This is a genomic window from Flavihumibacter cheonanensis (assembly GCF_022352215.1).
GTDB lineage: Bacteria > Bacteroidota > Bacteroidia > Chitinophagales > Chitinophagaceae > Flavihumibacter > Flavihumibacter cheonanensis.
On record NZ_JAKRWF010000001.1, the window covers coordinates 662,418 to 688,857 of the forward strand.

The 26,440-nt window shown below is 45.6% G+C and carries 21 protein-coding genes; 13 read left to right on the forward strand and 8 right to left on the reverse strand.

Features of this window, described 5'->3' with window-relative positions:
- From folB to rluF, 8 genes are read left to right on the forward strand one after another with little or no spacing between them, the layout of a single operon-like run.
- Entirely contained in the window at positions 1-357 is a 357-nt protein-coding gene (gene folB / locus MD536_RS02915) for a dihydroneopterin aldolase (RefSeq protein WP_239595651.1), read from the forward strand.
- Between the two features lies 1 nt (position 358).
- Positions 359-1,117, forward strand: a complete 759-nt coding sequence (locus MD536_RS02920) for a tetratricopeptide repeat protein (RefSeq protein ID WP_239595652.1) — start codon at positions 359-361, stop codon at positions 1,115-1,117.
- A 32-nt stretch (positions 1,118-1,149) separates the two neighbouring features.
- The gene (locus MD536_RS02925) at positions 1,150-1,995 is read left to right on the forward strand and encodes a DUF3822 family protein (RefSeq protein ID WP_239595653.1); all 846 of its coding nucleotides are present in this window, start codon (positions 1,150-1,152) and stop codon (positions 1,993-1,995) included.
- Positions 1,983-2,525 carry an RsmD family RNA methyltransferase gene (locus MD536_RS02930; RefSeq protein ID WP_239595655.1) on the forward strand — a complete coding sequence of 181 codons (543 nt, stop codon included), beginning with the start codon at positions 1,983-1,985 and terminating at the stop codon, positions 2,523-2,525. Before MD536_RS02925 ends, MD536_RS02930 begins: the two co-directional genes overlap by 13 nt.
- Positions 2,526-2,527: 2 nt before the next feature.
- A complete protein-coding gene (locus MD536_RS02935) occupies positions 2,528-3,100 on the forward strand; it encodes a 5-formyltetrahydrofolate cyclo-ligase (protein ID WP_239595657.1) in 573 nt (190 codons plus the stop codon).
- The gene (gene lpxK / locus MD536_RS02940; RefSeq protein WP_239595659.1) at positions 3,090-4,166 is read left to right on the forward strand and encodes a tetraacyldisaccharide 4'-kinase; all 1,077 of its coding nucleotides are present in this window, start codon (positions 3,090-3,092) and stop codon (positions 4,164-4,166) included. Before MD536_RS02935 ends, lpxK begins: the two co-directional genes overlap by 11 nt.
- A 10-nt stretch (positions 4,167-4,176) precedes the next feature.
- Positions 4,177-6,222 (forward strand): ribonuclease R, encoded by a 2,046-nt coding sequence (gene rnr / locus MD536_RS02945; RefSeq protein ID WP_239595661.1) that lies wholly within the window; start codon positions 4,177-4,179, stop codon positions 6,220-6,222.
- 4 nt (positions 6,223-6,226) lie between these two features.
- Positions 6,227-7,165 (forward strand): 23S rRNA pseudouridine(2604) synthase RluF, encoded by a 939-nt coding sequence (rluF, locus tag MD536_RS02950; protein ID WP_239595663.1) that lies wholly within the window; start codon positions 6,227-6,229, stop codon positions 7,163-7,165.
- A gap of 12 nt (positions 7,166-7,177) precedes the next feature.
- Here rluF and MD536_RS02955 read toward each other — a convergent pair whose 3' ends face one another.
- The gene (locus MD536_RS02955; protein ID WP_239595666.1) at positions 7,178-9,313 is read right to left on the reverse strand and encodes a DUF2207 domain-containing protein; all 2,136 of its coding nucleotides are present in this window, start codon (positions 9,311-9,313) and stop codon (positions 7,178-7,180) included.
- 11 nt (positions 9,314-9,324) lie between these two features.
- Positions 9,325-9,882, reverse strand: a complete 558-nt coding sequence (locus tag MD536_RS02960; RefSeq protein ID WP_239595667.1) for a LemA family protein — start codon at positions 9,880-9,882, stop codon at positions 9,325-9,327.
- A 101-nt stretch (positions 9,883-9,983) separates the two neighbouring features.
- Here MD536_RS02960 and MD536_RS02965 point away from each other — a divergent pair, with 101 nt between their 5' ends.
- Positions 9,984-12,320: a PAS domain S-box protein gene (locus MD536_RS02965; RefSeq protein ID WP_239595669.1), complete on the forward strand. Its 2,337-nt coding sequence runs from the start codon at positions 9,984-9,986 to the stop codon at positions 12,318-12,320.
- Here the strand turns inward: MD536_RS02965 and MD536_RS02970 are convergent.
- The 5 genes from MD536_RS02970 to MD536_RS02990 all read right to left on the reverse strand — a co-directional run bounded on the left by MD536_RS02970 (position 12,280) and on the right by MD536_RS02990 (position 20,150).
- Entirely contained in the window at positions 12,280-14,808 is a 2,529-nt protein-coding gene (locus MD536_RS02970; RefSeq protein WP_239595671.1) for a cation-translocating P-type ATPase, read from the reverse strand. The two genes, MD536_RS02965 and MD536_RS02970, sit on opposite strands and share 41 nt — an antisense overlap.
- 10 nt (positions 14,809-14,818) lie before the next feature.
- Positions 14,819-16,438, reverse strand: coding sequence for an amidase (locus tag MD536_RS02975; protein WP_239595672.1), 1,620 nt, complete (start codon positions 16,436-16,438; stop codon positions 14,819-14,821).
- A 284-nt stretch (positions 16,439-16,722) separates the two neighbouring features.
- Positions 16,723-18,057, reverse strand: coding sequence for a Gfo/Idh/MocA family protein (locus MD536_RS02980; RefSeq protein ID WP_239595673.1), 1,335 nt, complete (start codon positions 18,055-18,057; stop codon positions 16,723-16,725).
- 65 nt (positions 18,058-18,122) lie between these two features.
- Complete coding sequence (locus tag MD536_RS02985; RefSeq protein WP_239595674.1) at positions 18,123-19,088, reverse strand: formylglycine-generating enzyme family protein; 966 nt, start codon at positions 19,086-19,088, stop codon at positions 18,123-18,125.
- 30 nt (positions 19,089-19,118) lie between these two features.
- Entirely contained in the window at positions 19,119-20,150 is a 1,032-nt protein-coding gene (locus MD536_RS02990) for an FAD:protein FMN transferase (protein ID WP_239595678.1), read from the reverse strand.
- Between the two features lie 53 nt (positions 20,151-20,203).
- Here MD536_RS02990 and MD536_RS02995 point away from each other — a divergent pair, with 53 nt between their 5' ends.
- On the forward strand, positions 20,204-21,145 hold the full coding sequence (locus tag MD536_RS02995) for a hydroxypyruvate isomerase family protein (protein WP_239595679.1): 942 nt from the start codon (positions 20,204-20,206) through the stop codon (positions 21,143-21,145).
- Positions 21,146-21,275: 130 nt separating this feature from the next.
- Positions 21,276-23,813: a carboxylesterase family protein gene (locus MD536_RS22025; RefSeq protein ID WP_239595680.1), complete on the forward strand. Its 2,538-nt coding sequence runs from the start codon at positions 21,276-21,278 to the stop codon at positions 23,811-23,813.
- Here MD536_RS22025 and MD536_RS03005 read toward each other — a convergent pair.
- Entirely contained in the window at positions 23,737-24,777 is a 1,041-nt protein-coding gene (locus MD536_RS03005) for a SphA family protein (protein WP_239595681.1), read from the reverse strand. The two genes, MD536_RS22025 and MD536_RS03005, sit on opposite strands and share 77 nt — an antisense overlap.
- 119 nt (positions 24,778-24,896) lie before the next feature.
- Between MD536_RS03005 and MD536_RS21870 the strand changes: the two genes are divergently transcribed.
- Together MD536_RS21870 and MD536_RS21875 are read left to right on the forward strand one after the other, a co-directional pair.
- Positions 24,897-25,727 carry a sulfatase-like hydrolase/transferase gene (locus MD536_RS21870; RefSeq protein ID WP_262915888.1) on the forward strand — a complete coding sequence of 277 codons (831 nt, stop codon included), beginning with the start codon at positions 24,897-24,899 and terminating at the stop codon, positions 25,725-25,727.
- Position 25,728: 1 nt separating this feature from the next.
- Positions 25,729-26,421, forward strand: coding sequence for a sulfatase-like hydrolase/transferase (locus MD536_RS21875; RefSeq protein ID WP_317208103.1), 693 nt, complete (start codon positions 25,729-25,731; stop codon positions 26,419-26,421).
- Positions 26,422-26,440 lie beyond the last annotated feature (19 nt).

The window sequence follows — 26,440 nt, forward strand, 5'->3', positions numbered from 1 at the left end:
ATGGTAACCGTTCATCTTCATCAGTTAATTTTTCATGGCTTCCATGGATTGTATCCGGGCGAAGAAAAAATCGGGAATGATTTTGAAGTGAACCTGGATGTGGAATACCACGTAAAAAAAGACAAGTACGACAGTCTTAAACACCTCGTGAATTACGAAGAAGTGTATGAAATTGTACAGTCCAGAATGGCGCTTCCAACCCCACTATTGGAAGAGGTAGCTGATTCTATCATTCACAAGATTCATCATCGTTTTGGGAATGTTACCCGGATTACGATCAGCATTCACAAACTAAATGCGCCGATTCAGCGATTCAATGGAAAAATTGGAATCAGTATAGATCGTATTTTTGACTGACATGAAGAAAATCCTGTTACTCTTTTGTTGTACCTGTTGTTTGCTGGTAGTTGGCTGGTCGCAGGATGTGAAGCAGTTGCTTCAAAAAGGAGAAGAATTCGAAGCCGGCTTGAAAGATCAGGCAGCTTATCAGCAATACCTGAAAGTGCTGGAATTGCAGCCAAACAATCATACGGCCTTATATAAAGCGAGTATTTTAGCCGATCGGTTAGGCAATCGCCTGCACGATAAAGAGCAGCGAAACCGCTATTACAGAACGGCCTACCAATACGCCTCCAAAGCCTTGCAATTGTATCCCCAATCTGCAGATGCCCATTTTGCGATGTCGGTATCCCTGGGCAGGGTGGCTTTGATGAGTTCAGGAAAAGAACTGGTGGAATCGGTTAAAAAAATCAAATACCATGCAGACCGTGGGATACAGCTCAATCCTACGGACTTCAGGCCTTATCATGTATTAGGCAGATGGTACTATGAAATATCCAGTTTGGGAAGTTTCAAAAGGGGCGCAGTGAAACTATTTTACGGAGCATTTCCGGATGCCAGTTTTGAACTTTCCGCAAAAGCGTATGAAAAAAGTTTATCCTTAAATCCTTCCTTTATTCTGAACTACCTGGAACTAGCGCGCACCTACGATCAACTCGATCAACGCAGCAGGGCCATTGAAATGCTAAAGAAACTGCAATACCTCCCGGCCAGGATGGAAGATGATCAGCGTATCAAGGAGGAGGGCAAAAAACTGCTGCAGAAATTAAGTGCCTGACCCCATAATGGCGTATTATTGCAGCATAGGTTATGTCTTATACAACCAACTATAGTATTGAATTTGAAGGCCCCGGGGCAATGACGGATAAACGATTGCTGGTTCAGCAGACGGAAGCGGGACTTCGTTTCTTTGGCTACACAACAAATCATCAGCCACTGTTGCTGGAAGTGATCCAGTTTGATGAGGGGGGGGAGGATATGGGGGCAGTTTTGTCAGACTGGATTGCAGAAAAGAAAGACTGGTTGCGGCAATGGCAGCAGGTCGATTTCATCTATCAATCACCCCAGGCAGTTTTGATACCAGCCGCCTTGTATGGAAATGATAATGGAAAGGAATGGCTCGATTGCCAGTTTGGAGATCTGTTCAAAGGCACCACGCTAACCGATCTTCATGCAGATGCATCTCACTATACCGTTTTTCGGTTGTCCGCCACCGTTTATTCGGCTTTTGCGGGTGCGCATCCCAATAGCACGCACCGGCACCAACTAACCTGCTGGATGCAGCAATTGAATCTGTTGCAACATCCTGAAACAGGCATCCTTTACCTGGTGATTGATCAGCATCTAATATATGTCGCCCTGCATCACGGAGGATGGAAGTTCTTTCAGCAGTTTGAATATCATGCTCCGGATGATGTAAGTTACCTGGTGTTGTCGTTGCTGCAGCAAGCCGGTTTATCGCCTGAAACGACCCCGGTTGTTTGGTCGGGCTGGATGGACTCCTCAAGTGCCCTTTACCTGGATTTATACAAGTATCTTGGCAAGCTGGAGCTGGCAGTTCAACCGGAAAAGCTTCAGTTGAATGAACGCCAGTTGCAGGGAATGCAACCTCATTTTTTCACTCCTCTAATGCAGGCAGCGGTATGCGTATCATAAGTGGAAAATTCGGGGGACGAAAAATAAGTCCACCTGCCAACATGCCCTATACCCGTCCAACAACAGATATCGCGAAAGAAGGACTCTTTAATATACTCCAGAACAACATTGAGTTTGAAGGCGCCAAAACACTGGACCTGTTTGGAGGTACCGGCAGCATCAGTTATGAGCTGGCTTCGAGAGGGGCTGCGGAACAGGTGATTGTAGAGAAGGATCCTGCGATGCATGCGTTTATTTCCAAAACAGTGGAGCTATTGGGACTAACTGACACTGTTCGGGTGGTGCGAATGGATGTGTTCAAATACATGGACAGTTGTACCGATCAGTATGATTTTATATTTGCCGGTCCGCCATATGCTCTCACCACAATTGATGAACTTCCCAAAAAAGTAGTAGAGAAACAATTACTCAAACCAGGAGGCATGTTCGTATTGGAACATACCCCCCGTAATAATTACCAGGGATATGAATGGTTTGTGCAGGAGCGTAATTACGGAACTACGGTATTCTCTTTTTTCATCAATCGGTAGTCATGACAAAAGCAGCCCTGAGAGCCGAATTCCTGAAACGCCGCACGACACTGGCGGAACAGGAGAGGAGTAGGCTGGATGATCTGATCTTGATCCGGTTTCAGCAATGGTATTGGCCGGATCAGCTGCAAACGGTTTTATCTTACTGGCCACTTAGGGAAAGAGCAGAACCCAATACTTTTTTGCTGACAGATTTTATGGAATTCCGGATTCCGGAACTGCGGTTATGTTATCCTGTTATCAACGCCAAAGTTTCCACTATGGAAGCACGGATGGTGGATATGGACACTGATTATGTGAAAAATCAATATGGAATTGCAGAACCGAAAACCGAAGAGGTGATATCGCCAATTGAACTGGACCTGGTATTGGTACCCTTGCTGGCGGTGGATAAAAAAGGGTATCGGTTAGGATATGGAAAAGGCTTTTACGATCGCTACCTGGCACAGGTAAGATCTGATTGTTATACTCTTGGAATTAGTTACTTTGAACCCGTAGAAGAGATTCCTGAAAGAGATGACTATGACCTGCCGCTGAATGGCTGTTTAACCCCGGATGCATTGTATGAATTTTAATTTTCCCTTGCTGAAACCCCTGCGGATGCTGTTGTTTCCGTTTTCACTGGTTTATTGGCTGGTCATTTTTGTACGCAACAAACTCTATGATGCGAATATCCTGAAAGCAGCAAAGTTTAATATTCCCATTATATGCGTGGGCAATATTGCCGCAGGCGGAACCGGTAAATCCCCCATGGTGGAATGGATTCTGCGACAGTTTGAAAAAGAGATGAAACTGGCCACCCTCAGCAGAGGGTATAAACGCAAAACCAGGGGTTATGCGCTGGCCAATGATACCACCACGGCATTGGAAATTGGGGATGAACCCATGCAGTTCCACCTGAAGTTTCCGGAGGTTTCAGTAGCGGTTGGAGAAGAACGGGTAGTGGCAGTGCCTTTACTGCTGCATGATCGGCCGGATACCCAACTGATTGTGCTGGATGATGCATTTCAGCATCGGGCAATTGAGGCGGGGTTGAATATTGTGCTAACGGATTACAGTAATTTATACACGCGCGACTGGTACCTGCCAACAGGAGATTTGAGAGATGAAAAGCGAAGTGCTGCAAGAGCGGATATAATTGTGGTAACTAAATGTCCGCTTAACCTGAGCCAGGAAGATGCAGAACAAATCCGGCAGGAATTGAATCCGGCTTCTCATCAGCAGGTTTATTTTGCTGGCATCACTTATGGCAAACCCTATCAGTTGGTAGAAAGACAGGAAACAGTATTAGGTGCTGAAATGGAAGTATTACTGGTAACTGGTATTGCGAATCCCAAGCCGCTTAAACGGTACCTGGCCAATCAGGTGAGCAGTTATGAGCAACTGGCGTACAGTGATCACCATATTTTCACGATTGATGATGTAAAAGAAATCCAGCGCAGGTTTAATCAGTTGGGAGGAGATCAGAAGATGATCCTGACCACTGAAAAGGATGCGGTTCGGTTAATAAAATTCCAGCAGGAGTTGAGGGACTGGCCGATTTATGTGTTGCCCATCGAAATGGTATTTTTATTTGATGCCGGGGAGCGGGTTCGCACGATAATCGGTACATTTAGTAAACAGTATTTACCTTCTGCTTAACTATGAAAAAATGAGTAAAAAGAAATCTTCTTCAAAGAAAAATAAGGCAAAGGGAACTGGACCTGAATTGCCGGTCGGTAGATTGGATATAACCAGAAGTGGAATGGGATTTGTGATCATTGAGGGACTGGAACAGGATATACTGGTCAAGCCAAATGACTTCAATACCGCCTTACATGGAGATAAAGTAAAAGTGCAGGTGATGCGTTCCTCCGGAAGAGGTGGCGGACGCCTGCAGGGAATGATTACTGATGTAATGGAGCGTAAGCAACAATCTTTCCTGGGTAAAATAGAACTGAGTAAAAGTTTTGCATTTTTCATTCCTGAAACAGACAAACCGATGCCGGATATTTATATCCCGCTGGATAAACTGCATGGGGCTGAGAATGGCGCAAGGGCAGTAGTGAAAATTGTGGAATGGTCGAATAATAAGAAGCCGGTAGGGGAAGTGATGGAAGTGCTGAAAGAAGAGGCGGCCAATGATACGGCGATGAAAGAGATCCTGCTGGAAAATGGGTTTCCACTTTCTTTTCCGGAAGATGTGCTGGAGGAAACAGCCCGCATACCGGAAACGCTGGATGCAAAGGAGATTGCACAACGCAGGGATATGCGGGAGGTATTGACCTTTACGATAGATCCTATGGATGCAAAGGATTTTGATGATGCTTTATCGATACAATCGGTGAAGGGTGGATACGAAATCGGGGTACATATCGCGGATGTGAGTTATTATGTAGAACCGGATACCGAGTTGGATAAGGAAGCTTATCTGCGGGCAACCTCTGTGTATTTACCCGACCGGGTGAATCCCATGCTACCGGAAAAGATATCCAATGAACTTTGTTCCCTGCGGCCGCATGAAGACAAGTTTACTTTCTCGGCGGTTTTCCTGATCAATGCAAGGGGGGATGTGAAAGAAAGCTGGCTGGGCAGAACCGTGACCCATTCGGATCATCGCTTTACCTATGAAGAAGTACAGGAGATTATTGAAAATGAAGATGGCCTTTATAAAGAAGAGATCCTGCTGCTGAATAAATTCGCGCAACGCATGCGCAAACAGCGATTTAAAAAAGGCGCGATTAATTTCTCCTCACAGGAAGTTCGTTTCAAACTGGATGAGAACCGAAAGCCGATAGGCATCATGATCAAGGAGAGCAAGGAAGCGCATCAGTTGATTGAAGAGTTCATGTTGCTGGCTAACCGCACTGTAGCAGAATTCATCAGTAAGATTGAAGTCAATAAAAAGCCATTGCCCTTTCCATATCGGGTGCATGACCAGCCGGATGAGGAAAAACTTACACCCTTTGCAGCATTTGCGCGCAAATTCGGACATACCTTTCAGACCAAATCACCGGAGCAGATTGCAGCATCTTTTAACCAGTTGTTACAGGATGTGCAGGGCAAGCCCGAACAACATGTGTTGGAGCAATTAGGCATCCGTACCATGGCAAAAGCGGTTTATACGACCAAGAATATAGGCCACTACGGATTAGGGTTTGAGCATTATGCACACTTCACTTCTCCCATTCGCCGCTACCCGGATGTATTGGTACATCGCGTGTTGCAGCAGGTGCTGGATGAACAATACCTGCCGGATAAGAAAATGGAAGAGAAGTGTAAACATTGCAGTGAGCGCGAACGGGCAGCAATGGATTCAGAAAGAGCATCCAACAAATACAAGCAGGTGGAATACCTGATGAATTTCCTGGGGGATGAATTTGATGGTGTGATTAGTGGGGTGTCTTCCTTTGGTTTCTGGGTGGAAACGGTTGAACATAAATGTGAGGGATTGGTAAGTATCACTAGTTTGTCGGAGTATGATGATTTCCGGCATGTGGAGTCGGATTATATGCTGGCAGGCAGGAGATCGGGCCGGACCTTCCGGATGGGCGATAAAGTGCGCATTAGGGTGGTGGCAGCTAACCTGGAGAAGCGCCAGCTTGATTACGAGTGGGTAATCGCTACAGCTATCAGAGAAGAAACCGGGGAGGCGAGAGCTAAAAAGGCAGCAGGTAAAAAAGCAGTAGGAAATAAAAAACAGGGAAAGAAAAAATAAGCCATTGGAAGAATCCATCAGTATAAATAAGTTCATCAGTGATACCGGTTATTGTTCCAGGAGAGAAGCCGATGACCTGATTGTAGCAGGAAGAGTGTTGTTGAATGGCCGTAAGGCCAAACCCGGAAACCGGGTAAAGCCAGGCGATGAAGTAGAAGTAGATGGCAGTTTGATCACGCGTAAGCAAAAAGAGAAGCCGGTATATATCCTGCTCAATAAACCGGTAGGCATAACAACTACTACCGAAGAACACGTGGCCGGTAATATTATTTCCTTTCTGAATTATCCCAAGCGAGTGTTCCCCATAGGTCGGCTGGATAAAGATTCGGAGGGATTGATCCTGCTTACCAATGATGGCGATATTGTTAACAAAGTGCTGCGTGCGGGTAATGCGCATGAGAAAGAATACCAGGTAAGAGTGAATAAGCCGATTGGTCCGGGTTTTGTGGACCAAATGGAAAAAGGCATACCTATCCTTGATACGGTAACACTACCCTGTAAGGTTCGGGTAACCGGGAAGCAGCAATTCACGATCATACTAACGCAGGGGCTTAACCGACAAATCCGGCGTATGTGTGAATACCTTGGTTATGAGGTAACGGCTTTGAGAAGGGTGCGTTTTATGCATCTCACTATCGGAAATCTAGCTATAGGAAAATGGCGTATGCTGAATGCGGTTGAACTGGAGAAACTGAATGAAGCCATAGAAGATTCGTCCGGACTACCGGTGAAGAGCAAACGAATTAGACCGGAGCGGTTAATAAGAGGAAAAGCACCAGCACCTGAAACTAAAGATTCAGTAAAGCCGAAAACATCCGGAGCATCTGGTAAGTCGGAAAATAAAGGTTCCAAACCGGCTTCCAAACCCGGACCCAAAACTGAAAAAGAGCCCGCAAAAAAGGGCTCTTATAAAGCGTTTCGACAGAAAGGTCGCCAGCGATAACAGGGGATGGAATTACCATCCTCCGCCTCCTCCGCCACCACCACCACCGCCACTTGATCCACCTCCTCTGCTGCCGCCACTGCTGCTGCTGGGAGGGGTGGAAGAGGAAGAAATGGTGCTGGATAAACCGGAGGATACGCCCCTGGTTAGATCGGCAAATTGCAGGTTTTGTGAAAAGCCCCTTCCGGCATGAAAATAACCGGGTTGATAGCCCTGTTCCAGTGCTTTTTGCAGGATGGAATCAAATTGTTCCGCCCATTCGTTTTCAACTTTTAATGCAATTGCATAGGGCAGGTAGCGTTCAAAAAGATCCAGTGTTTTTTCAGGAGGAGCGAGGGTATTGAACATTCGTTGCTCGGTATGTTCCAGGTACATTTTAAAGCCTTCAATGTGGTCGGCGATCTTTCTGCCTTCTATTGTATAAGCCGGTAGTATCCTGTAAAAAACGATCAGGATAATGAGCAATAGTATCAGGCTGCTGGCTGCAAAAATTCCAAGAGGTACGGTAAAGTTTTGAACCAGGAACACAATACTGGCGCCAAAACAAATGAAAAGCAGAAAAGCTCCCCAGAAAATAACACCGCGGTTTAAAGAAAAATAACCCTCTTTTTTGTTGTGCCCTTTTTCTAATTGGAACTTATTCTTCAGTTGGGTTTCCAGGGAAGTATAAAGTGATCTCAGTGTGCTATTATAAGTACCTGCTTTTAACTGCATGCCATAGAGCGCGGAAATATCCAGACCGAATCTTTGCATCAACACACTGGCACTGGGACTGGCAACATGCCTGACATTTTTAAAATTGTATTCGGTACCAGCAAACCAGGAACTGCCTTTGTTTACTTCGATTTCCAGTTGTTTTTGAACTGCGGCATCTACCAGGCTGGCAACAAACAGATGAGAGCCATAGTGTTGCTGGTGGATATATCCTACATCAGCGGGACGTAAACCGGCAGGCGGTTCAAACTGCGGAAAGATGGTACTCTTCTCAGGGTCTTTTCCTTTTTTTCGCCAGATATTCCAGTAAAAGATAGGAACTAAAAAAAGCACGGCCAGCAGCAAGGGCACCAGCCAGTTGGCACGCATGAAATTCAGGATATCATCTGTTGAGCCGGGAGGAATAAGAACCCCTTTCTGGATATCAGCAGCGATGGTGAGTCCCTCGTAGGGTTGGAGTCCGCGGGTTGTCTGAAATAGAATCGTATTACTGGTTGGTTTGGTAAAGCTGCAGTTTTGTTCGGTAGAGCCCATCACACCTGTATAACATTGCTGAGCACCGATTTCTGCCTGTTGTGGAAATTCAAGAGTAGCAGCAACCGTATCAAACCGAAATCCCCAGCCATTGCCATTTACATTCCAATAGAGTTCATCGCGGTCGGGGTGAAATATTAACTGGCGATTGGTTTCATATTTCAGCACATAGGTATAGATCCCTTTTGGAAGAACAACATCCGCGTTGCCGATTTGAACACGGGTACCATTGTCAAGAGATTGTGTAGTATAGTTTTCTTCCTTACCATCAAGGGTAACCGATTTCAGGTTAAATCCGGTATTGACCCAATAGCCTTTCTGATGAAGGTATTTGGTTGGAAAATCGCGCAGGATGCCTCTTTTGATATCATCGTTTTCACTGAGCATGCCGCCATCCCCATTGTAAATTCTGATGGTTTCGGTAACCTCAATCTTGCCATCGGGCAGGATCTTTAAGTTGGAATGAAAATTCAAAACCCGGTCTGATTCATCCCCTTCTAATAAGGGATGAACTGAAGCGGGTGTGGTTACAATACGTTCTAATGCCTCCTTCAGCTTTGAGAGATAGGCGGCTTGCCTGGATTGAAAAGCAGCTGAACCAGGGGCTGGGATGCCGGGCCTGAATTTCATATCCAGTTCCCGGAAGGAAAACAGGGAAAGGGATTTCACTAATTCGGCTATACGCGGCCGGTAGGCATTGTAACGGTCGTTGAAAAGTGATGGTCCCACAGCTTTATTGGCAGCAGCAGCCCGAAGTGTGGAGTTGGTGATAGAATCCACCAGGGAAGGTGGAATATAATTAGCAGAATACTCGGTAATGGTGAAGCCTTCCTGCGCAACGGCAGAACGAAGTAACAGGCAGCAACAGCCAAGCAGGAAAAGCAATCTGAATGTTCGCATAAGCAGAGCAGTTAGGAACCGAATTTTACTTTTGGTACTTCCCGGCTTTCCGGATTTTCTTCAAAAAAGGGTTCGGCTTTGAAACCGAAAAGGGAGGCAACGATATTACTCGGAAACACTTCCACAGAAGAATTGAGATTGCGGACAGTGGCATTGTAGTACCGGCGGCTCTGGTTCAGATTGGTTTCAATTTCTTTGAGATCTTGCTGAAGTTGCAGGAAATTCTGATTGGCTTTGAGTTCGGGATAAGCTTCAGCCAAAGCAAAAAACTTTGTCAGTGCTGCATTTAGCTGGTTACTTGCTTCCATTTGCTCAGCAGGGGAAGTACCTATCTGCAGTTGATTGCGCCATTTGATAACATCTGTAAGGGTACTGCTTTCATGGAGCGCATATCCCTTTACTGTTTCAACGAGGTTGGGTATCAGATCGTTCCTTTGTTGCAGGAAAGTGCCAATACCACTCCAGCCTTCGCGCACCAGTATACGTTGTTTAACCAGGCGGTTGTAAAAATAAATCAATACAATTCCAAGTAGACCAATAAGGAGAATAACCAGGTAGGAAACTGCCATGAATTAAATTTATTTATAATAATAAGGTTTTTCGTGAAATTCGCCCAAAAGGATTAAACAAGACAAGTAACTGGTATTATTGCAAAAATAATTGTTCAGGGATGAAGAGAGGGTTTTGGGAAATTGCTAAACAAGCACCTGTAGGATTTTGTATACTCACAGGGGATGAATTTATTGTAGAAATGGCGAATGAAGCCTTTCTCGAAATGGCGGATAAAACAGAAGAGGGGATTTTAAACACGAGAATATTTGATGTTTTTCCGGAAGTTCGGGAATTGGTGGAGCCCGCATTATTAAATGTGTACCATACCGGTAATCCCTTTACAGCAACGGACTATAAGGTTGATTTGAATAGAAGCGGGAAACTTCAAACGGCCTATTTTAACCTGATATACCAGCCCTTGCGCAACGATGAAGGCAGCATTTCAGGCATCATGGTCATTGCGATGGAGGTTACTGACCTGGTAGTATCCAGGAAAAAACTGGAGCACCGGGAGAAGAATTTTCGCCAGATGGTGATGGAATCTCCCATTGCTATGACGATACTGAGAGGTCGGGAATTAATAATCGAAATGGCGAATGAGCTGATGTTAACCAAATTTTGGAGGCGGACAGCAGCAGAGGTAAATGGCAGACCCTTATTAGAAGTATTTCCGGAACTGGAAGGGCAGCGATTTCCGGATCTTTTAATGCATGTTTTGGACTCAGGGGAGGTATGCCGGGATAAAGAGGCGGAAGCAATTGTGGATGCAAAAGATGGGCGTAAAGTATTTTTCATCGATTTTGAATATGCGCCCCTTATGGAAGAATCGGGAGAAGGGGTAACGGGTGTTATGGTAAGTGCTTATGATGTTACTGAAACAGTGCTGGCAAAGCGCGCGGCAAAAGAGGCTGAGGAACGACTGAAACTAGCGATTGAATCAACTGGAATGGGTACCTATGAGGTAGACCTGGTTGATAATCAAATGACCTATTCCCGTAGTTTTCTTCAAATCTTTGGTATGAATCCGGATTTGCCGGTGGATCGAAAAGCATTGGTAAGCAGGATCCATCCGGATGATCTTGAAATCCGGCGCAAGGCGCATGAACGCTCCTTGCAAACAGGAGTACTAACTTATGAATTCAGGCTCAACAGGGGAGACAATGAATGGCGTTGGATCAAAGCCTGGGGCAGGGTATTATTCGATGAAGCAGGAAAGCCTATTCGATTAACCGGGACTATCCTTGATACAACAGAAGAGAAACTCACCTTACTGGCATTAAGAAGCAGCGAAAAAAGATTCAGAACCCTCGCAGATACACTGCCAGCCATGGTATGGATAAGTGATCCGGAAGGTAATCTGTATTATTATAACCGATCAGTGTATGAGTATTCCGGGTTTACGCCAGAAGACCTGGCCCGCGTTGGATGGATCGAGATTGTGCATCCGGAGGACAGAAAGGAAAACATTGAAAAATGGATGCATTCCATCCAAACTGGAGAACCCTTTTTGTTTGAACATCGCTTTCGCAGGCAGGATGGTGCCTATCGCTGGCAATTGAGCAGGGCTGTTCCTCAATACAATGAAAACGGGCAGGTAGAAATGTGGGTTGGAAGCAGTACGGATATTCACGAGCACAAAATCTTTGCGGATGAACTGGAGCAGCAGGTAAATCAACGCACACAGGAGTTAATCGATTCCAATGAAGCACTGTTAAAATCCAATACGGAACTGGCCCAGTTTGCATATGTAGCAAGTCATGATCTGCAAGAACCGCTGCGTAAGATCCAGACTTTTGTAACGATGGTGTCTGACCTTGAAAGTTCCCGGATTTCTGAAAAGGGAGCAGAAATTCTCCAACGCTTACGGTCAACCGCAGAACGTATGCAGCAACTGGTAATTGATCTGTTATCCTATTCCAGGGTGAATAAGATGGAAAATCATTTTACCAAAACGGATTTAAACTACCTGGTTCATACCATACTTCAGCAGTTGGAAGAAAGTATTGATCATCGTCAAATCAAAATACAACTTGATACCTTGCCTGTTATATGGGCAGTACCTTTTCAGATAGAACAGCTATTTACCAACCTGCTAAGCAATGCCATAAAGTTTTCAGATCAGGGTAAATCGGCTAAAATTCAGATTCGATACCAATACCTGCATGCAGGTAAACACACCGAACTAGGATTGAATAATAACTGGACCTATCATAAAATTGAAGTGGAAGACAATGGGATCGGATTTGATAATGAATATCGGGATAGAATTTTCCAGGTATTTCAACGACTTCATGGAAAAGATACATTTCCTGGAACCGGAATCGGGTTGGCGATTTGTAAAAAGATCATCGATAATCACCAGGGCCTAATCAAAGCCAGTGGTACCATTGGCAAAGGGGCTATGTTTACCATATTTATTCCCAATTTTTCTTCTGAAGGCCCTTCCAATATTTAATTGGCTCCATCCATAAAACGGAAACAGCACCAGCCAACACACAATAGAGATACAGGTTGGAGTCGATGTGACGGAACCCAAAGAAGTTGCGGGAGGCTGGAATCCATAAAAGCAAAACTGTCAGCAAAACAGTAAGTGAGATGATAAGGGGGATCAGTCGGTTTTTATACCGAATCGTAGTAAAAATGGTAAAGCGAAAGGAACGGTTGACCAGAGTAAGAAAAATATTTGCTGTAACCAGGGTCAGAAACACCATCGTACGGGTAGCTGTTTCATCCAGTCCGAACCGCCAGGCATATTGATATATACCAAGGCAGGCCGCTGTTATAACCAAGCCCTGTACTACACTCACACTGAGTTCGCGCCAGCTGAAAAATGTGGTTTGAAAGGGACGTGGAGGGGCCTGCATGGTACCAGCTTCCATTGGTTCATTTTCATAGATGATGGAACAGGTGGGACCCATAATCAATTCCAGGAAAATCACATGAACCGGAGTGAAAATACTGGGAAAAGCCCAGCCTAAAGCCAGCGGAATTAATACAGTGAGGATGATCGGAATATGAATAGAAATAATGTACCTGATGGCTTTTTTAAGATTGGTATAAATTTTCCTGCCCATAGCCACCGCTTCTGCCATCTTGCCCAGATCATCGTCGGTAATAACAAGGGAGGCTGCTTTTTTGGCCAGTTCGGAACCTTTGTCGCCCATAGCAATGCCAATATGAGCAGCTTTTAAAGCGGGACCATCATTCACTCCATCACCCGTCATGGCTACCACTTCCTGGTTGGCTTTCAGTGCTTCAATAATTCGCAGTTTGGCTTCCGGAAAGAGGCGCGCATACAATTGGTATTGTTCCACCTCCTGTTTTAATGCAGCATCGGAAAGTTTTACCAGTTCATTTCCTTCTATAACGGTATCGCTACCACGAAAATTAATTTCTTTAGCAATGGACTGGGTAGTCAGGGCATTATCTCCGGTTAAAATCTTCACTTTGATACCGGCATCATAAAAGGTTTCCAGTACCTTTTGGATACCGGGCTTCGGTGGGTCATAAAAAGCGATCAGTCCTACCAACCGGAACTGAATTTCCTGCTGTGTTTCCGGATAAGTGCGGGATTGCGGATCAAAAATTCCTTCTGCAATTCCCAACACGCGGTAGCCCTGCCTGGCGAATTTTTCAATAGCCTGATGATAGTCGGATTGTTGGCTGGCCGAAATCTGGCTTACATTTAAAATAGCTTCAGGAGCACCTTTGGCGGCGATTATACGTTGCCCATCAACCGATCTGAAAATATGTGTCATCATTGGAGGTTTGCCTTCCAGTGGATATTCTTTTTCCATCTGATAAGCGGCACGTTCATCCTGCTCACAGTCTTGTATATACGCTTCGTGCAGTGCCTTCTCCATCGGGTCGAAGGGGATGGGTTCACTAGCAAACATGGCTACCCGGATCAGTTCTTTACATGCAGCCGAGTGGGTATTTGCTGGATCATGAAAACTGCGATCCTCCCAGGTATACAAGCCAGCCAGCGACATCCGGTTTTCAGTAAGGGTACCGGTTTTATCAGTGCAGATAACAGAAGCAGAACCAAGTGCTTCAACCGTGGTAGTTTGTTTTACGATGATCCCTTTTTGCAGGAGACGCCAGGCGCCCAGCGCCATAAAGGTGGTGAAGGCAACCGGAATTTCTTCCGGCAAGATACTCATCGCAAGTGTAAGGGCTTTCAGCAGGCTATCGAGCAGAACTTTAGTTTGCAGATAATGAATCAGCCATACAATTGCAAATACCACTACACCAGCAAGCGCCATTTTTTTGACAAAAGAGGCGATCTGAGCTTGCAGCGGGGTGGGTTCTTCTTTAATGCTGACCAGTTGTTTTCCTATTTGTCCCATCCGGGTTCGCTTACCCGTTGCTGCTACCCGTGCAATTGCTAATCCGCCAGTAACAAGTGTTCCCTGGTAGAGTTCATTGTTGTGTTCTCCATTGCTATCAATTGATTTGCTAACTGTAAAAGATTCCCCTGTTAAGATGGATTCATTTACCGAGCAGTCGTTAGCCTGCAGAATGATTCCATCTGCCGGAATCAGGTTGCCTTCTTCCACAATGAATATATCTCCCGGAACCAGTTCGCTTGAGGGAATAGTTTGATGCTGCCCATCGCGGATTACCTGTGTTAAAGGTTCGGTTAGTTTTTTGAGGGCATCAAGGGCATGCCTGCTTCTGGCATCCTGGTAAAGAGAAATGGTACTGACCAAAGCAATCGCGACAAGCATAAAAATTCCTTCTCCTGTTTGTCCGCTTATAAAATAGAGGATAGAGGCGGCCAGCAGCAGAAGAAACATCGGCTCCTTAAAGAGGTCCTTTAGAGCTCTCCAGACGGGCGATTCACCATCCTTCTCCAGTTCATTCAAACCAAATTTTTCCCTGGCTGCTGCTACTTCATCTGCATTCAGACCTGAAAATTGGATGGAGGAAGGCTCGGCCATTCAGAAATTGCTAACTGGTAAAAAGTTTTTTGAATGTTGGTTTAACTCTCGCTTTGGCTGCCTGTTCAAATGCATAAGCAAGACCAAGCAATACGGGCTCTGAGTAAGCCGGACCAAAGAAAGAGAAACCTACCGGGAGTTCATATACCAGTCCGGCCGGCACTGTAATATGCGGATAACCCGAAACTGCAGCAGGAGAAGTCAGCGACACATCTCCCCAGCGATCTCCGTACCAGAGATCAATGGCACAGGATGGTCCCATGGTAATACCGGCAATGGCATCCAGCTGATTGGCTTTAATCACGTCATCCAGAATCTTACGGGACCCGATATGCGAAGCTTGTAGGGCTTCTTTATATTCTTTGGAATCCAGTCCACCTAATGCTTCACAGGCTTCCAGGGTTTCCTGTTTGAAATAGGGCATGGCGCGATCTACATTGGCTTTATTGAAAGCAATTACTTCCGCCAGGCTTTTCACTTTCGCATTACCGCTAGACAGGTATTTATTGACACCTTCCTTGAATTCGTATTTCAGCACATTGTATTCATGCCGACCCAGCTCATCTATTTTATCAAGGTATTCTATTTCTACAACGGTGGCACCCTGGGCAGTGAGAAGGGCCTTGCATTTGTCCAATAAAGCAATAATATAATGATTGGTTCCCTGGGGTTTTTTCTCTATGCCAATTCGTTTGCCTGCCAATGCTTTTGCATCCAGAAATTGCGCATAGTCCTTTGCCGCTTTTCCCTGGGCCGCAACTGAAGCAGGATCCTGCTGATCAGTAGCTGTTAAGGCATTTAAGGTAATGGCAACATCTGTTACAGTTCTCCCCATAGGACCTGCAGTATCCTGCGTGTGAGAAATTGGAATGATGCCGGATCTGCTAAGTAATCCCACAGTAGGTTTCAATCCCACCAGAGCCGCTACCGAAGAAGGACAGGTGATAGATCCATCTGTTTCTGTGCCTATGGTGATAGCTGCTAAGTTGGCTGCTGCTGCAGTACCGGAACCGGAACTGGAACCACAGGGGTTATGCGTGAGCAGGTAGGGACTGCGGGTTTGTCCGCCCCTGCTGCTCCAGCCTGAGCAGGAACGATTGGACCTGAAATTTGCCCATTCCGAGAGGTTGGTTTTACCCAGGATGATGGCTCCTGCTGCTCTTAACTGTTGTACTATAAAGGCATCTTTGGATGCGATATTTCCTTCCAGTGCCAGGGCACCGGCGGTAGTCTGCATTTTATCAGCCGTATCAATATTGTCTTTGATTAGAATAGGAATGCCATGAAGTGGACCGCGAAGCTTGCCATCTTCTCTTTCTTTGTCGAGCCCTTTGGCAATTGCCAATGCATCGGGGTTGATTTCAAGTACGGAATTTAACAAAGGCCCATCTTTATCAATAGCATGAATCCGGTCTATGTACAACTGCGTGATGGCTGCAGCAGTATATTTTCCTGAAGCCATCGCCTCCTGTAATTGAGGGATCGTCCACTCAAGGAGTTCAAACCGGTCTTCCTGATCCTCCGATGTTTTGGTTTCTTTGGGCGTTTCGGTTTTGCAGCCTACCAGGCTGGCGGCCGTAACGGAGAGTCCGGCCAGGCTACCACTTTTTAAAAAATTGCGACGATTCATAACACTGAATGTACTGAATCTATCAGTTATCTGGAGCAGGTTGGGGTGAGAATTCTACAACCTGTTGAGGCGATTCCTCTCCTGGGGTATAAAACCCTGAACGTTACCGTTATAGGGTGCTGGCACAGGAATTGAATTCAGATAGCTAGTTTTTCATAGGATATTGGATTTAAAAACGGGGTGTATGTCTATACTGCCCCCAATCTTGAACTACAATCAGAACAATACAAAAGCCCCTGCATTTTTGATGCGGGGGCTTTGTATACTGCTACTAATATAAAGACTTAAATGTATTTTGTTTTACCTGGAACTGCAATTGGATAGAATCCATCAGCGCCGGGAACAATTGGTGGCGCAGCCGTCCAGCTGAACTCTTTCGGCATAATATCCAGTCCGGAGTTGATGGCTTTATCCCATTCAATCACCTGACCACTATAAGTAGCCATACGACCCAATACGGAAGTCATGCTGCTCTTTGCACCATTTTCTGCATCAGCAAATTTATATTGACCTTTTGCGATGGCTTCAAACAATTCATCGTGTTCCGTCTGATAGGGATTGTTCTCTGTATTACTGTCGAATTTATAAAGTTGTTTTCCTTTATTGTCTGTGATGCTGCCGGCTCCGGTGGCGATTCTTCCTTTGGTACCGATCAGTAATTCATCCACACGCGCCATGGTGCCGGGAATATGGCGGCACTGGCTGTTGAGAATGGAACCATCTGCATAAGTGAACTCCACAAAGTGGTGATCAAAAATCTCACCATGATCTTTCCCATTCCGTACCTGGCGGCCGCCCATACCCTGGGCTTTTACTGGATAGCCACCTTTGAACCAGTTGATCACATCAATATTGTGAATATGCTGCTCAGTAATGTGGTCACCGCAAAGCCAGTTGAAATAATACCAATTGCGCATCTGGTATTCCATTTCTGTTTGTCCGGGTTTACGCTCCCGCACCCAAACGCCATCATTGTTCCACCAGGCTTGTGCCGATGTAATCTCTCCAATCAGGTCTTTGCGTTTGAAGAGTTCGCGGTAGGAGTTTTGATAGTGACGCTGTAATCCAACTACCACATTCAGTTTTTTCTGTTTGGCGATGGCAGCAGCAGCCAGTACTTTCTGTACCCCGGCAGGATCAACTGCAACGGGCTTCTCCATGAAAATATGTTTGCCCTGTTTAACTGCCTCTTCAAAATGAATAGGACGGAAACCGGGAGGAGTTGCAAGAATAACTACATCCGCCAGCGGTATGGCTTTCTGATAACCATCAAAGCCACTGAAACGTCTTTCTTCCGGAACATCAATTTTTGCTTTAATAGTTGGGTTTTCTTCTGCTTCACCCATAATAGCTTTTAGCGAATTGTCGAGGTTGTCGCGAAAGGCATCCGCCATCGCCACCAGTTTTACATTTTGTTTGGTAAGAAGCGCCTGAATGGCAGCACCGGTACCACGACCGCCACAACCTACAAGTGCAACTTTAATAACGTCTGAAGAACCGGAGAAAAAATTGGCCTGTGAAAGAAGGGGCGCGGCCATCAGTCCGCCAGCCAGTAAACCGGAATTCTTTACAAACTCGCGGCGGCTTTTGCCGGCATCTTTAGAAGCATCGTGTATCATTATCGGAAGTTTAGAGGTTTGAATGTAGTTGGTTTCCCTGGTAAATTATGTTACAATTTTATCCATTAGTTGCCTAATATTTCCTTGAAGAAGGCAGCAGCTTCTTCTTTTGTGGGTTGCTGAACTGGGCGTACTACCCGGAACCCGACAGATGCGGCATCTGTCAGCCACCAGCGGCTTTTAGGGATTTGTGGATCCCTTTTATTCCAGGAAGGGTCAGATTGCTGACGGTCTGAGCAGCGCAGGGCTGGCTCCAGGTCGGTGTAGCCTCCTCCCTTTAAAACCTTGGGATATTTGACAGGGTTCACGGCAACCCGGGGATCCTGTGGTTCACCAGTTAATTGTTGCAGGCGATCTTCCTGGTAATGATCCAGGGTCCATTCACTTACATTACCCAGCATATCATAGAGGCCCCAGGCATTTGGTTTTTTCTGTCCGCTTTTCTGAAACTTGTTTTTGCTGTTGCCCTTGAACCAGGCATAGTCGCCGAGTTGTTTGGGATCATCCCCAAAATAATAAGCCGTAGTGCTACCTGCCTTACAGGCATATTCCCATTCTGCCTCAGTTGGAAGGCGATAGAAAATACCGGTTTTTTCATAGAGCCAGCGGCAGAACATCAAGGCAGTAAACTGCGACATAGAATTAACCGGAAACCCACCTTCCTTACCCATGCCCCAGGTAAGATCAATGTACTGGGCGCTTGGCCGGGTAACTGCATCTACTTTTGAGTTCTGGCTGGTGTTGGCATCTTTGAAATAGACATCGAATATATCTCTGCTGAGTTCAAAGCTGGCCATCCAGAAGGCGGAGAGCTGAACCTTTTGTTGCGGACCTTCATCCGGCTGGCGGTTTTTCTCAGCATCCGGACTGCCCATTAAAAAGGAGCCGGCGGGAATTGGCACCATGGACATTTCCAGGGAGGTGCCCGGGATGTTTTGTTTGTAAGGTTTGAAATCCGGGTTGTTTTCCTGGGCCAGGGTAACTTGTGAAAGCGAAAGCAGCAATCCACCTGCTGCGAGAAATTTCTTCATATTCATGACAACTAAGCTATAAATCTAGGATTAATGTTCGGGTTCATGTGACGCAAACGTTTTCATAAATTCTTCAAAGTCAGGTGTGTGCCGGAATTGCAGTTGCTCATTTTTATATTCTGCTACCAGGAATTCGGCATTGACCTTTCTGGCCAGTCGTTTCGCTTTTCTGTGGGACAGCAGGCTGACGGACTTGGTCAGCCAATCAGCTACTACGGGATCCTTTGCTATAACGGTAACGGATAAGCGTTTTGTAATACCATACCCTGTCTTAGGATGCAGGATATGGGAATAGCGCTTGCCTTCATGTTCCATGTATTGATACAGATCACCTGAAGTAGTAACGGAATGATTTTTCAACAGCAAGTGTTCGTGTAGCCATTCTGCTTCGTGATGCGGGGTATTGATTGCCACCACCCAGCCATCTTTACCGGGCGGATTACCTCTTGCAGTGATATCACCACTTACATCCACCAGAGCGGCTGTAATGTCCTGGGTTAGCAGAAAGCGCATCACTTTATCACCAATATATCCTTGTGCAATGCCACCCAGATCGAGCTGGATACCTGCTTTGAGCATGCGGGCTGTACCGGTTTTGGGATCCAGCTGCAGGTATTTCATGCCTGTCAGTTCTTTGGCGGCAGCAACGGCTTCTTTAGCAGGCCATTTATCAGATTGGCGGGCAGCGCGCCAGAGTTTGGTTAACCGGCCAATGGAGATATCAAAACTGCCCTTACTGGTGGCGTGGGCTCTTTTGCTAAGCAGCAGGATATCAAAAAGTGCAGGGGAAATTGGATGGTAGGTGGCGGTATCAGCAGCCCTTGCGCAGAACTGGTTGAGCTCACTGTTTGGATCATAATCTGTAAAGATGGCAGCCAGGCTGTCGACGATGTGAAAAGCCTGTGCAGCAATCTGTTCTGCCTTCAGGCTGTCGGTATGATAAAAAACAATGGTAAAAGGAGAGGCCATTTTGGTTTCCACAAACTCGAAGCGTTTCGGTTGTGCGTAACTGGTATAGCCGGCAATTAACCAGGACAGGGAAAAAATTAACTTCTGGGTCAAATTGGTCGTTTTTGATCGGGATTCCGGTAAATTTAGTCATCAAATTGTTTTCCATGCAAAGAAGAAATTTTGTTCGCCAGTCTTTATTGGCCGGGGGAGCTCTGGCCGGAGGGGTTTTAACAGGAACCGGTGCCCTGGCAGCAGCCGGGGAGAAAGTGGATACCAGTTCTTTATCGGATAAGCCCTTCAACCTGGATTATGCCTTTCACGATGGTATGTTTTCAAGCCATGCCGGCAAAGATTTTATTGAGCAGATCAAGTTTGGGCACAGCATGGGGTTCCGGTCCATTGAGGACAATGGTATGATGGGGCGTTCGGTGGACCAGCAGAAAAAGATAGGCGAAACACTGGCCAGGCTGGGCATGCGGATGGGGGTATTTGTGATTACCTCGGACAGCTGGCATTGGAAAACATCTTTGACAACCGGTAAGAAAGAGCATATTGACCGGATGAAAAAGGATTGTTATGAAGCAATAGAAGTAGCCAAGCGCTGTGGCGCAAAATGGATGACCGTAGTACCTGGTAACTATGATCGCAGCCTGCCTCATGATCAGCAAACCGCCAATGTAATTGAAGCTTTACGTATCGCATCAGATATTCTGGCACCGCATGGATTGGTGATGGTACTTGAGGCGTTGAGTGATAACCCGGATTTGTTTCTTCGTTATACCAATCAGACATATATGATCTGCAGGGCGGTTAATAGTCCGGCTTGCAAGTTTTTATATGATATGTACCACATGCAGCGCAACGAAGGAGATATCATCAAAAACATTGACCGTACCTGGACAGAAACTCCCTATTTCCAGATTGGTGATAACCCCGGAAGAAATGAACCGGGAACAGGTGAAATGAATTACCGTAATATTTTCAAACATATTCATTCAAAAGGATACAAAGGAATATTGGGAATGGAGCATGGAAATGCGAAACCTGGCAAAGAGGGCGAGCTGGCGTTGATAAAAGCCTATCGCGATGCAGATAATTTTATCTAGCAGGTAAAGTTTTCAGAAATTGGACTAATCCTGCTTAAATATTAACCTTCTTAAGGTGAAGGGTAGAAAGCAAAAGCGTAAAAGGACTAAATTGAAGGCGAAACAATAAACCTTCATCAAAAAAGCGCAAGTGAAGTTTTCTACTCTTTTTTTTGCGGCAGCGATGACACTGACTGCCGGCAGGATCACAGCACAGGAAAATGAAAATCCTCCTGCTTCGTTTAACCATATCCGTTCTAGCCATCAGTTTACATTTGGTTTGATTGCGCCTTTTCCATCCAGGTATGGAAGGGAAGCGGTATACAGTGATGAGTTGGCCTATCTGTATTTTAACAAGCAGTTGCAGGAACCAAAGGAAGGCGCTAATGTTGGAACTACCGCAGACGGACAACCGATAGTTTGGGAATCATTGGATCTCGACAGCACAGGCCGGCTTCGTCCAAAGAGAGGACGGGCATTGGGAGGAGCACCTGCTGGTCCGGGTGTACGTGCCGGAGCAACCCGGGGGGGCTTATCCTGGGGCAGCCGGATTATTTATCTGACCTATACAGCAGCCAAAGCACAAACTGCGATTTTATCAGTCAAAGGAAACAGCAGTGTATTGATCAATGGAGAAATGCATACTGGTGATCCGTACAACATGGGATTTCTGTTTATACCGATTCAACTGAAAAAAGGGAAGAATGAGTTTTTCCTTCGTGGGTCAAGTGCTGTGGCCAGTTTATTGTTTCCATCCAAACCGGTGCAGTTGCAGGCAGAAGATATGACCTTGCCACATATTGTACCTGGTGTTCAAACCGGAATGCAGGATGGAGGCGTTGTGATCGTGAATACAGGCAATCAAGTGTTAAAGGGATTGCGTATACAGGCCATCGTATCCGGACAAAGCCAGGAGACAATTTTACCGGATATACCTGCGATGAGTACCCGAAAAGTGGCATTTCGCTTTGATGGATCAGGTATCACTACCAAAGGAGCATTTACCGGAACCCTGAATTTATTGAATGGCAGAACGAGCCTGGACCAGCGATCCTTTACTGTGGAAAGTATGAATCCGGGTGAAGCCTATAGCAGCACTTTTATCAGTGAGATTGATGGAAGTTTGCAATATTATTCGGTACGTCCGCAAACACCAGGTTCTGTATGGGAGCCAGGAAAAAATGCACTGTTTTTATCTGTGCATGGAGCAGGCGTGGAAGCGATCAGCCAGGCAAGAGCTTATAAATCCAAAGATTGGGGAACGCTGGTAGCAGCAACCAACAGAAGGCCGCGTGGTTTTAATTGGGAGGACTGGGGCCGCCTGGATGCGTTGGAAGTATTAAGTATTGCAAAACAACGATTCCAGCCAGATCCGGCAAAAGTATATCTGACAGGGCATTCCATGGGAGGCCATGGTACCTGGTTTTTAGGAGCAACCTATCCCGATAAATGGGCAGCGATTGCGCCCTGTGCAGGTTATCCAACCATGAAAGGGTATGGTTCAGCAGATGGGTTGATACCTGATAGCAGTGGTAACCTGTATGAGCAACGATTGCTGCGGGCCAGTAACCAGAGTGATGTAATTAAGCTGGCAACCAATTATAAACACCTTGGTGTTTATATTTTCCATGGAGATGATGACCGCACTGTACCGGTTCGGTATGCACGCCAGATGAGAGAGTTGCTGGGAGGCTTCCAGCCTGATTTTGTACACTATGAGTATCCGGGAGGAAGTCACTGGTTTGGAGATCACAGTGTGGACTGGAAACCCTTGTTTGATTATTTCCAGTGGCATGAGCGGTTACCGGACAGCAGTGTGAGCAGTATTGATTTCACTACAGCGCATCCGGGAATATCAGCCAGTTCACGCTGGGCAACCATCTTGCAGCAACAGGAGATCCTGGAGTATAGCAGGATGCAGTTGAATCGCAATCGAGTAAGGGGATTGATCAGTGGGACCACCACCAATATCAAATTACTGCAATTGGATTTATCTGATTTTTCAATAGGAACCACGGTGGAAATAAGACTGGACAGTTTATCCATGGTGAAACATATTGTTGGAACCTCCTCGGATAAAATTGTATTGCAGCGTACAGCATCCGGATGGGAAAAAGGGGTTGCACCAATTGCATCGCAGAAAGGTCCACATCGGTATGGAACATTGAAAGATGCATTCAACAACAGGATGGTATTGGTAGTTGGAACTATTGGCAATAAAGAGGAGAATGCCTGGAACTGGAACAAGGCGCGGTATGATGCGGAGACCTGGTATTACAGAGGTAACGGTGCAGTAGATATTATTACTGATAAGGAATATTCACTGGAAAAATACAAAGACAGGGGAGTGATCCTGATCGGCAATAAGAGTACCAATGCGGCCTGGAATCTGTTGCTGGATGATTGTCCGATTCAGGTGGAGCGCAACCTGATCACTGCAGGTGAGCAGCGCTGGGAAGGAGATGACCTGGCTACCTATTTTGTATGGCCGTTGAAAAACTCGTCCAAAGCTTCGGTAGCCGTATTAACAGGTACCGGCATGAAGGGTAACAATGCTGCGTATGCAAATCAGTATTTCGCGGGTGCCAGCGGATTTCCGGATTACATGATTTTCAGTTTCGATATGCTGAAAGAAGGCGCGAAGCATTTGAAGCTGAGCGGATTCTTTGATGAGAACTGGAAGTTGTAGGAGGAAAGAGTAAATAATTGATTCCTATTTGAAAAGCAGTACCTCCGAATCTGTTTTTGGTACCAATGTTTTGGGTAAGTCTGCATAAGCCACCCAACTTACCGGGTAGCAACCAGTAGGCACCATATATGCCTGCACCAAAAATCTGATCGCCCGGGAGTACTGCTTTTTCACCTTGATCACGCCCTGTTTGCCAGGTTCCAAAACCAAAGAAGCCGAGTTCATGGCCTTTCCTGAAATTATAGGAACCGCCATAATCGAAACTAAAGTGGGGTGATTCCTTAAAATCAGCCCCTCTTTGTTTGCTGTTGATTTCTAAGGTAATCGCAGACGTGAAGCTAAATTTCGGTACAGGTTGGTATCGGCCAGCTATTCTCAGATTGTGAGACCAGTATCCGAGCCCCACATTTTCCGGGTCATTCACTTGGTATTTGCCGATAGGAATCCAGGTTCCATATGAAAAGGTGAAGGATAGTTTTGGTTTTGACCAGGTTAGCCAGATGGGTTGCAGATAAAAATCTCCGAACCCAAATGAATGGATGTTTAGGTTAGTACTTCCTGCAGCCGTTTGACCGGAATAGAAATCCAGCGCAATATTGGCATTTGGATTATTGATCATAGGTAAAGCCAATACTCCCCAATTAGCATTCAGGATTTTTTTCTTTCCAAAATAAATTACCATCGGAATAATGGATTGTGTTTTAACTTTTTGTCCGATAGAAACAGAAAAAGGAGGGTCCTCGCTGATTTCTATTTTATCTGACTTATCTCGATCGTCATTGAAATAGTTCATTTGCGAGTAAGAATAATACAGGGAAAATATCCATCCGGTACTGGGAGGAATGAAATAATCATTTGGATTGAAACTACTTCCATTGTAGTGTCCCTGGCCAACAGCACTTGTTGAAAAGGAATGTGTAAGAATGCCAAGTAATATGACCATATAAACTTCCCGGCAGTTCATAAACAACAATTAAAAAATGAGCAACAAATTTCCCTGTCTTTCAAAAGGTAAAGCATTTTAATAAAAAAATATTTTTTTTATTTTAATACAAAAGGGTAACTTTTCCTAAACCTTTATATATGGCAATGGAAATACGATCAGGTTTATTGCTCCTGGTTTTGGCCATAAGTTTTGAATGCACAGTTGCCCAGTCAAAATCAGGAAAACCAAATATTTTGATGATATGTACAGACGATGTTGGCGTTTGGAATGTAGGGGCATATAGTCATGGAATGATGGTTCCTACACCCAATATTGACAGGTTAGCCAAAGAAGGAATGTTGTTTACGGATCATTATGCTGCGCCAACCTGCACTCCCGGTAGAGCTATGCTGATAACAGGCCAACTCCCGATTCGAACTGGGCTAACCACAGTAGGAATGGCAGGATCACCGATTGGTTTGAGTGAAAAGGATCCTACCCTGGCAGAGATCTTAAAAGCGCAGGGATATCGAACCGGACAGTTCGGAAAAAATCACCTGGGTGACAGAAATGAACATTTGCCAACCGTGCATGGGTTTGACGAATTCTACGGCAACCTGTATCATTTGAATACGGAGGAAGAACCCTTTCTGGCAGCCTGGCCGAAGGATCCGGGATTCAATCAGCGTTACAGGCCGAGGGGTGTACTGGATTGCAAAGCAAGTGATCGGGATGATCCAACAGTTGACGGCAGGTTTGGTAAAGTTGGAAAGCAAACCATAAAAGATACTGGACCACTCGATCCTAAACGGATGGAAACAGTAGATGATGAATTTAATAACAGGGCGATCGATTTTATGGAAAGAGCAGTAAAGGCGGGAACTCCTTTTTTTATTTGGCATAATCCTACCCGCATGCATATCTACACGCACCTGCGGCCGGAGAACAGGCAACAGGCAACTGGCAACCCCTTATTCATCCGAATTTGATGTGTATGGAAGCGGTATGATGGAATTGGATAAAATGGTTGGGTTGTTATTAAAAAAGCTGGATGAATTAGGTATTGCAAACAATACCATTGTATTGTTTACTTCTGATAATGGGGCAATGGTGGATTGGTTTCCGGACGCTGGTACAACACCATTCAGAGGAGAAAAAGCAACGACCTGGGAAGGTGGTGTAAGAGTTCCCTTACTGATCAGATGGCCAGCCAGAATCAAAGCGGGATCTGTTTCAAACGGTATACAGGATCATACGGATATCTTTACCACCCTGGCTGCTGCGGCGGGAGTAGAGAACCTGGCTGAGCGATTAAAGCAAACACATAAAGTGTATATCGATGGCATCAACAATCTTGCTCATTGGACCGGTTCTGCTTCCTCCAATCGCAATTTCGAAATTTATTACAATGAAAAGGAATTAACAGCAATCCGCATTGGACCCTGGAAATCTCATATGCTGCAGCGGGATGGTTTTTTTGATTATAATAAACCCAGTGCATTGCTCTTTAATTTAAGGGCAGACCCCTTTGAACGCCACGATCAATGGAAGTCCAGAGAAATTGCCATGAAACTCGGAGTAGCCTGGGGTGGACAAATTCAGGATATTTTAGCAGAACATTATGCAAGTTTAAAAATGTATCCACCGAGGCAAAAGGGAGGATCTTTGCGGGCAGGAGAATAAATTAGCAGCCCGAAGCATC

Coding starts and splice junctions, on each gene's coding strand:
- MD536_RS02995 (WP_239595679.1), top strand. CDS start 20,204: ATGCAAAGAAGAAATTTTGTTCGCCAGTCTTTATTGGCCGGGGGAGCT.
- MD536_RS02955 (WP_239595666.1), bottom strand. CDS start 9,313: ATGCGAACATTCAGATTGCTTTTCCTGCTTGGCTGTTGCTGCCTGTTA.
- MD536_RS02970 (WP_239595671.1), bottom strand. CDS start 14,808: ATGGCCGAGCCTTCCTCCATCCAATTTTCAGGTCTGAATGCAGATGAA.
- MD536_RS02920 (WP_239595652.1), top strand. CDS start 359: ATGAAGAAAATCCTGTTACTCTTTTGTTGTACCTGTTGTTTGCTGGTA.
- MD536_RS03005 (WP_239595681.1), bottom strand. CDS start 24,777: ATGAACTGCCGGGAAGTTTATATGGTCATATTACTTGGCATTCTTACA.
- lpxK (WP_239595659.1), top strand. CDS start 3,090: ATGAATTTTAATTTTCCCTTGCTGAAACCCCTGCGGATGCTGTTGTTT.
- folB (WP_239595651.1), top strand. CDS start 1: ATGGTAACCGTTCATCTTCATCAGTTAATTTTTCATGGCTTCCATGGA.
- rnr (WP_239595661.1), top strand. CDS start 4,177: ATGAGTAAAAAGAAATCTTCTTCAAAGAAAAATAAGGCAAAGGGAACT.
- MD536_RS02965 (WP_239595669.1), top strand. CDS start 9,984: ATGAAGAGAGGGTTTTGGGAAATTGCTAAACAAGCACCTGTAGGATTT.
- MD536_RS02925 (WP_239595653.1), top strand. CDS start 1,150: ATGTCTTATACAACCAACTATAGTATTGAATTTGAAGGCCCCGGGGCA.
- MD536_RS02975 (WP_239595672.1), bottom strand. CDS start 16,438: ATGAATCGTCGCAATTTTTTAAAAAGTGGTAGCCTGGCCGGACTCTCC.
- MD536_RS02960 (WP_239595667.1), bottom strand. CDS start 9,882: ATGGCAGTTTCCTACCTGGTTATTCTCCTTATTGGTCTACTTGGAATT.
- MD536_RS02930 (WP_239595655.1), top strand. CDS start 1,983: ATGCGTATCATAAGTGGAAAATTCGGGGGACGAAAAATAAGTCCACCT.
- MD536_RS02935 (WP_239595657.1), top strand. CDS start 2,528: ATGACAAAAGCAGCCCTGAGAGCCGAATTCCTGAAACGCCGCACGACA.
- MD536_RS02985 (WP_239595674.1), bottom strand. CDS start 19,088: ATGAAGAAATTTCTCGCAGCAGGTGGATTGCTGCTTTCGCTTTCACAA.
- MD536_RS02980 (WP_239595673.1), bottom strand. CDS start 18,057: ATGATACACGATGCTTCTAAAGATGCCGGCAAAAGCCGCCGCGAGTTT.
- MD536_RS21870 (WP_262915888.1), top strand. CDS start 24,897: ATGGCAATGGAAATACGATCAGGTTTATTGCTCCTGGTTTTGGCCATA.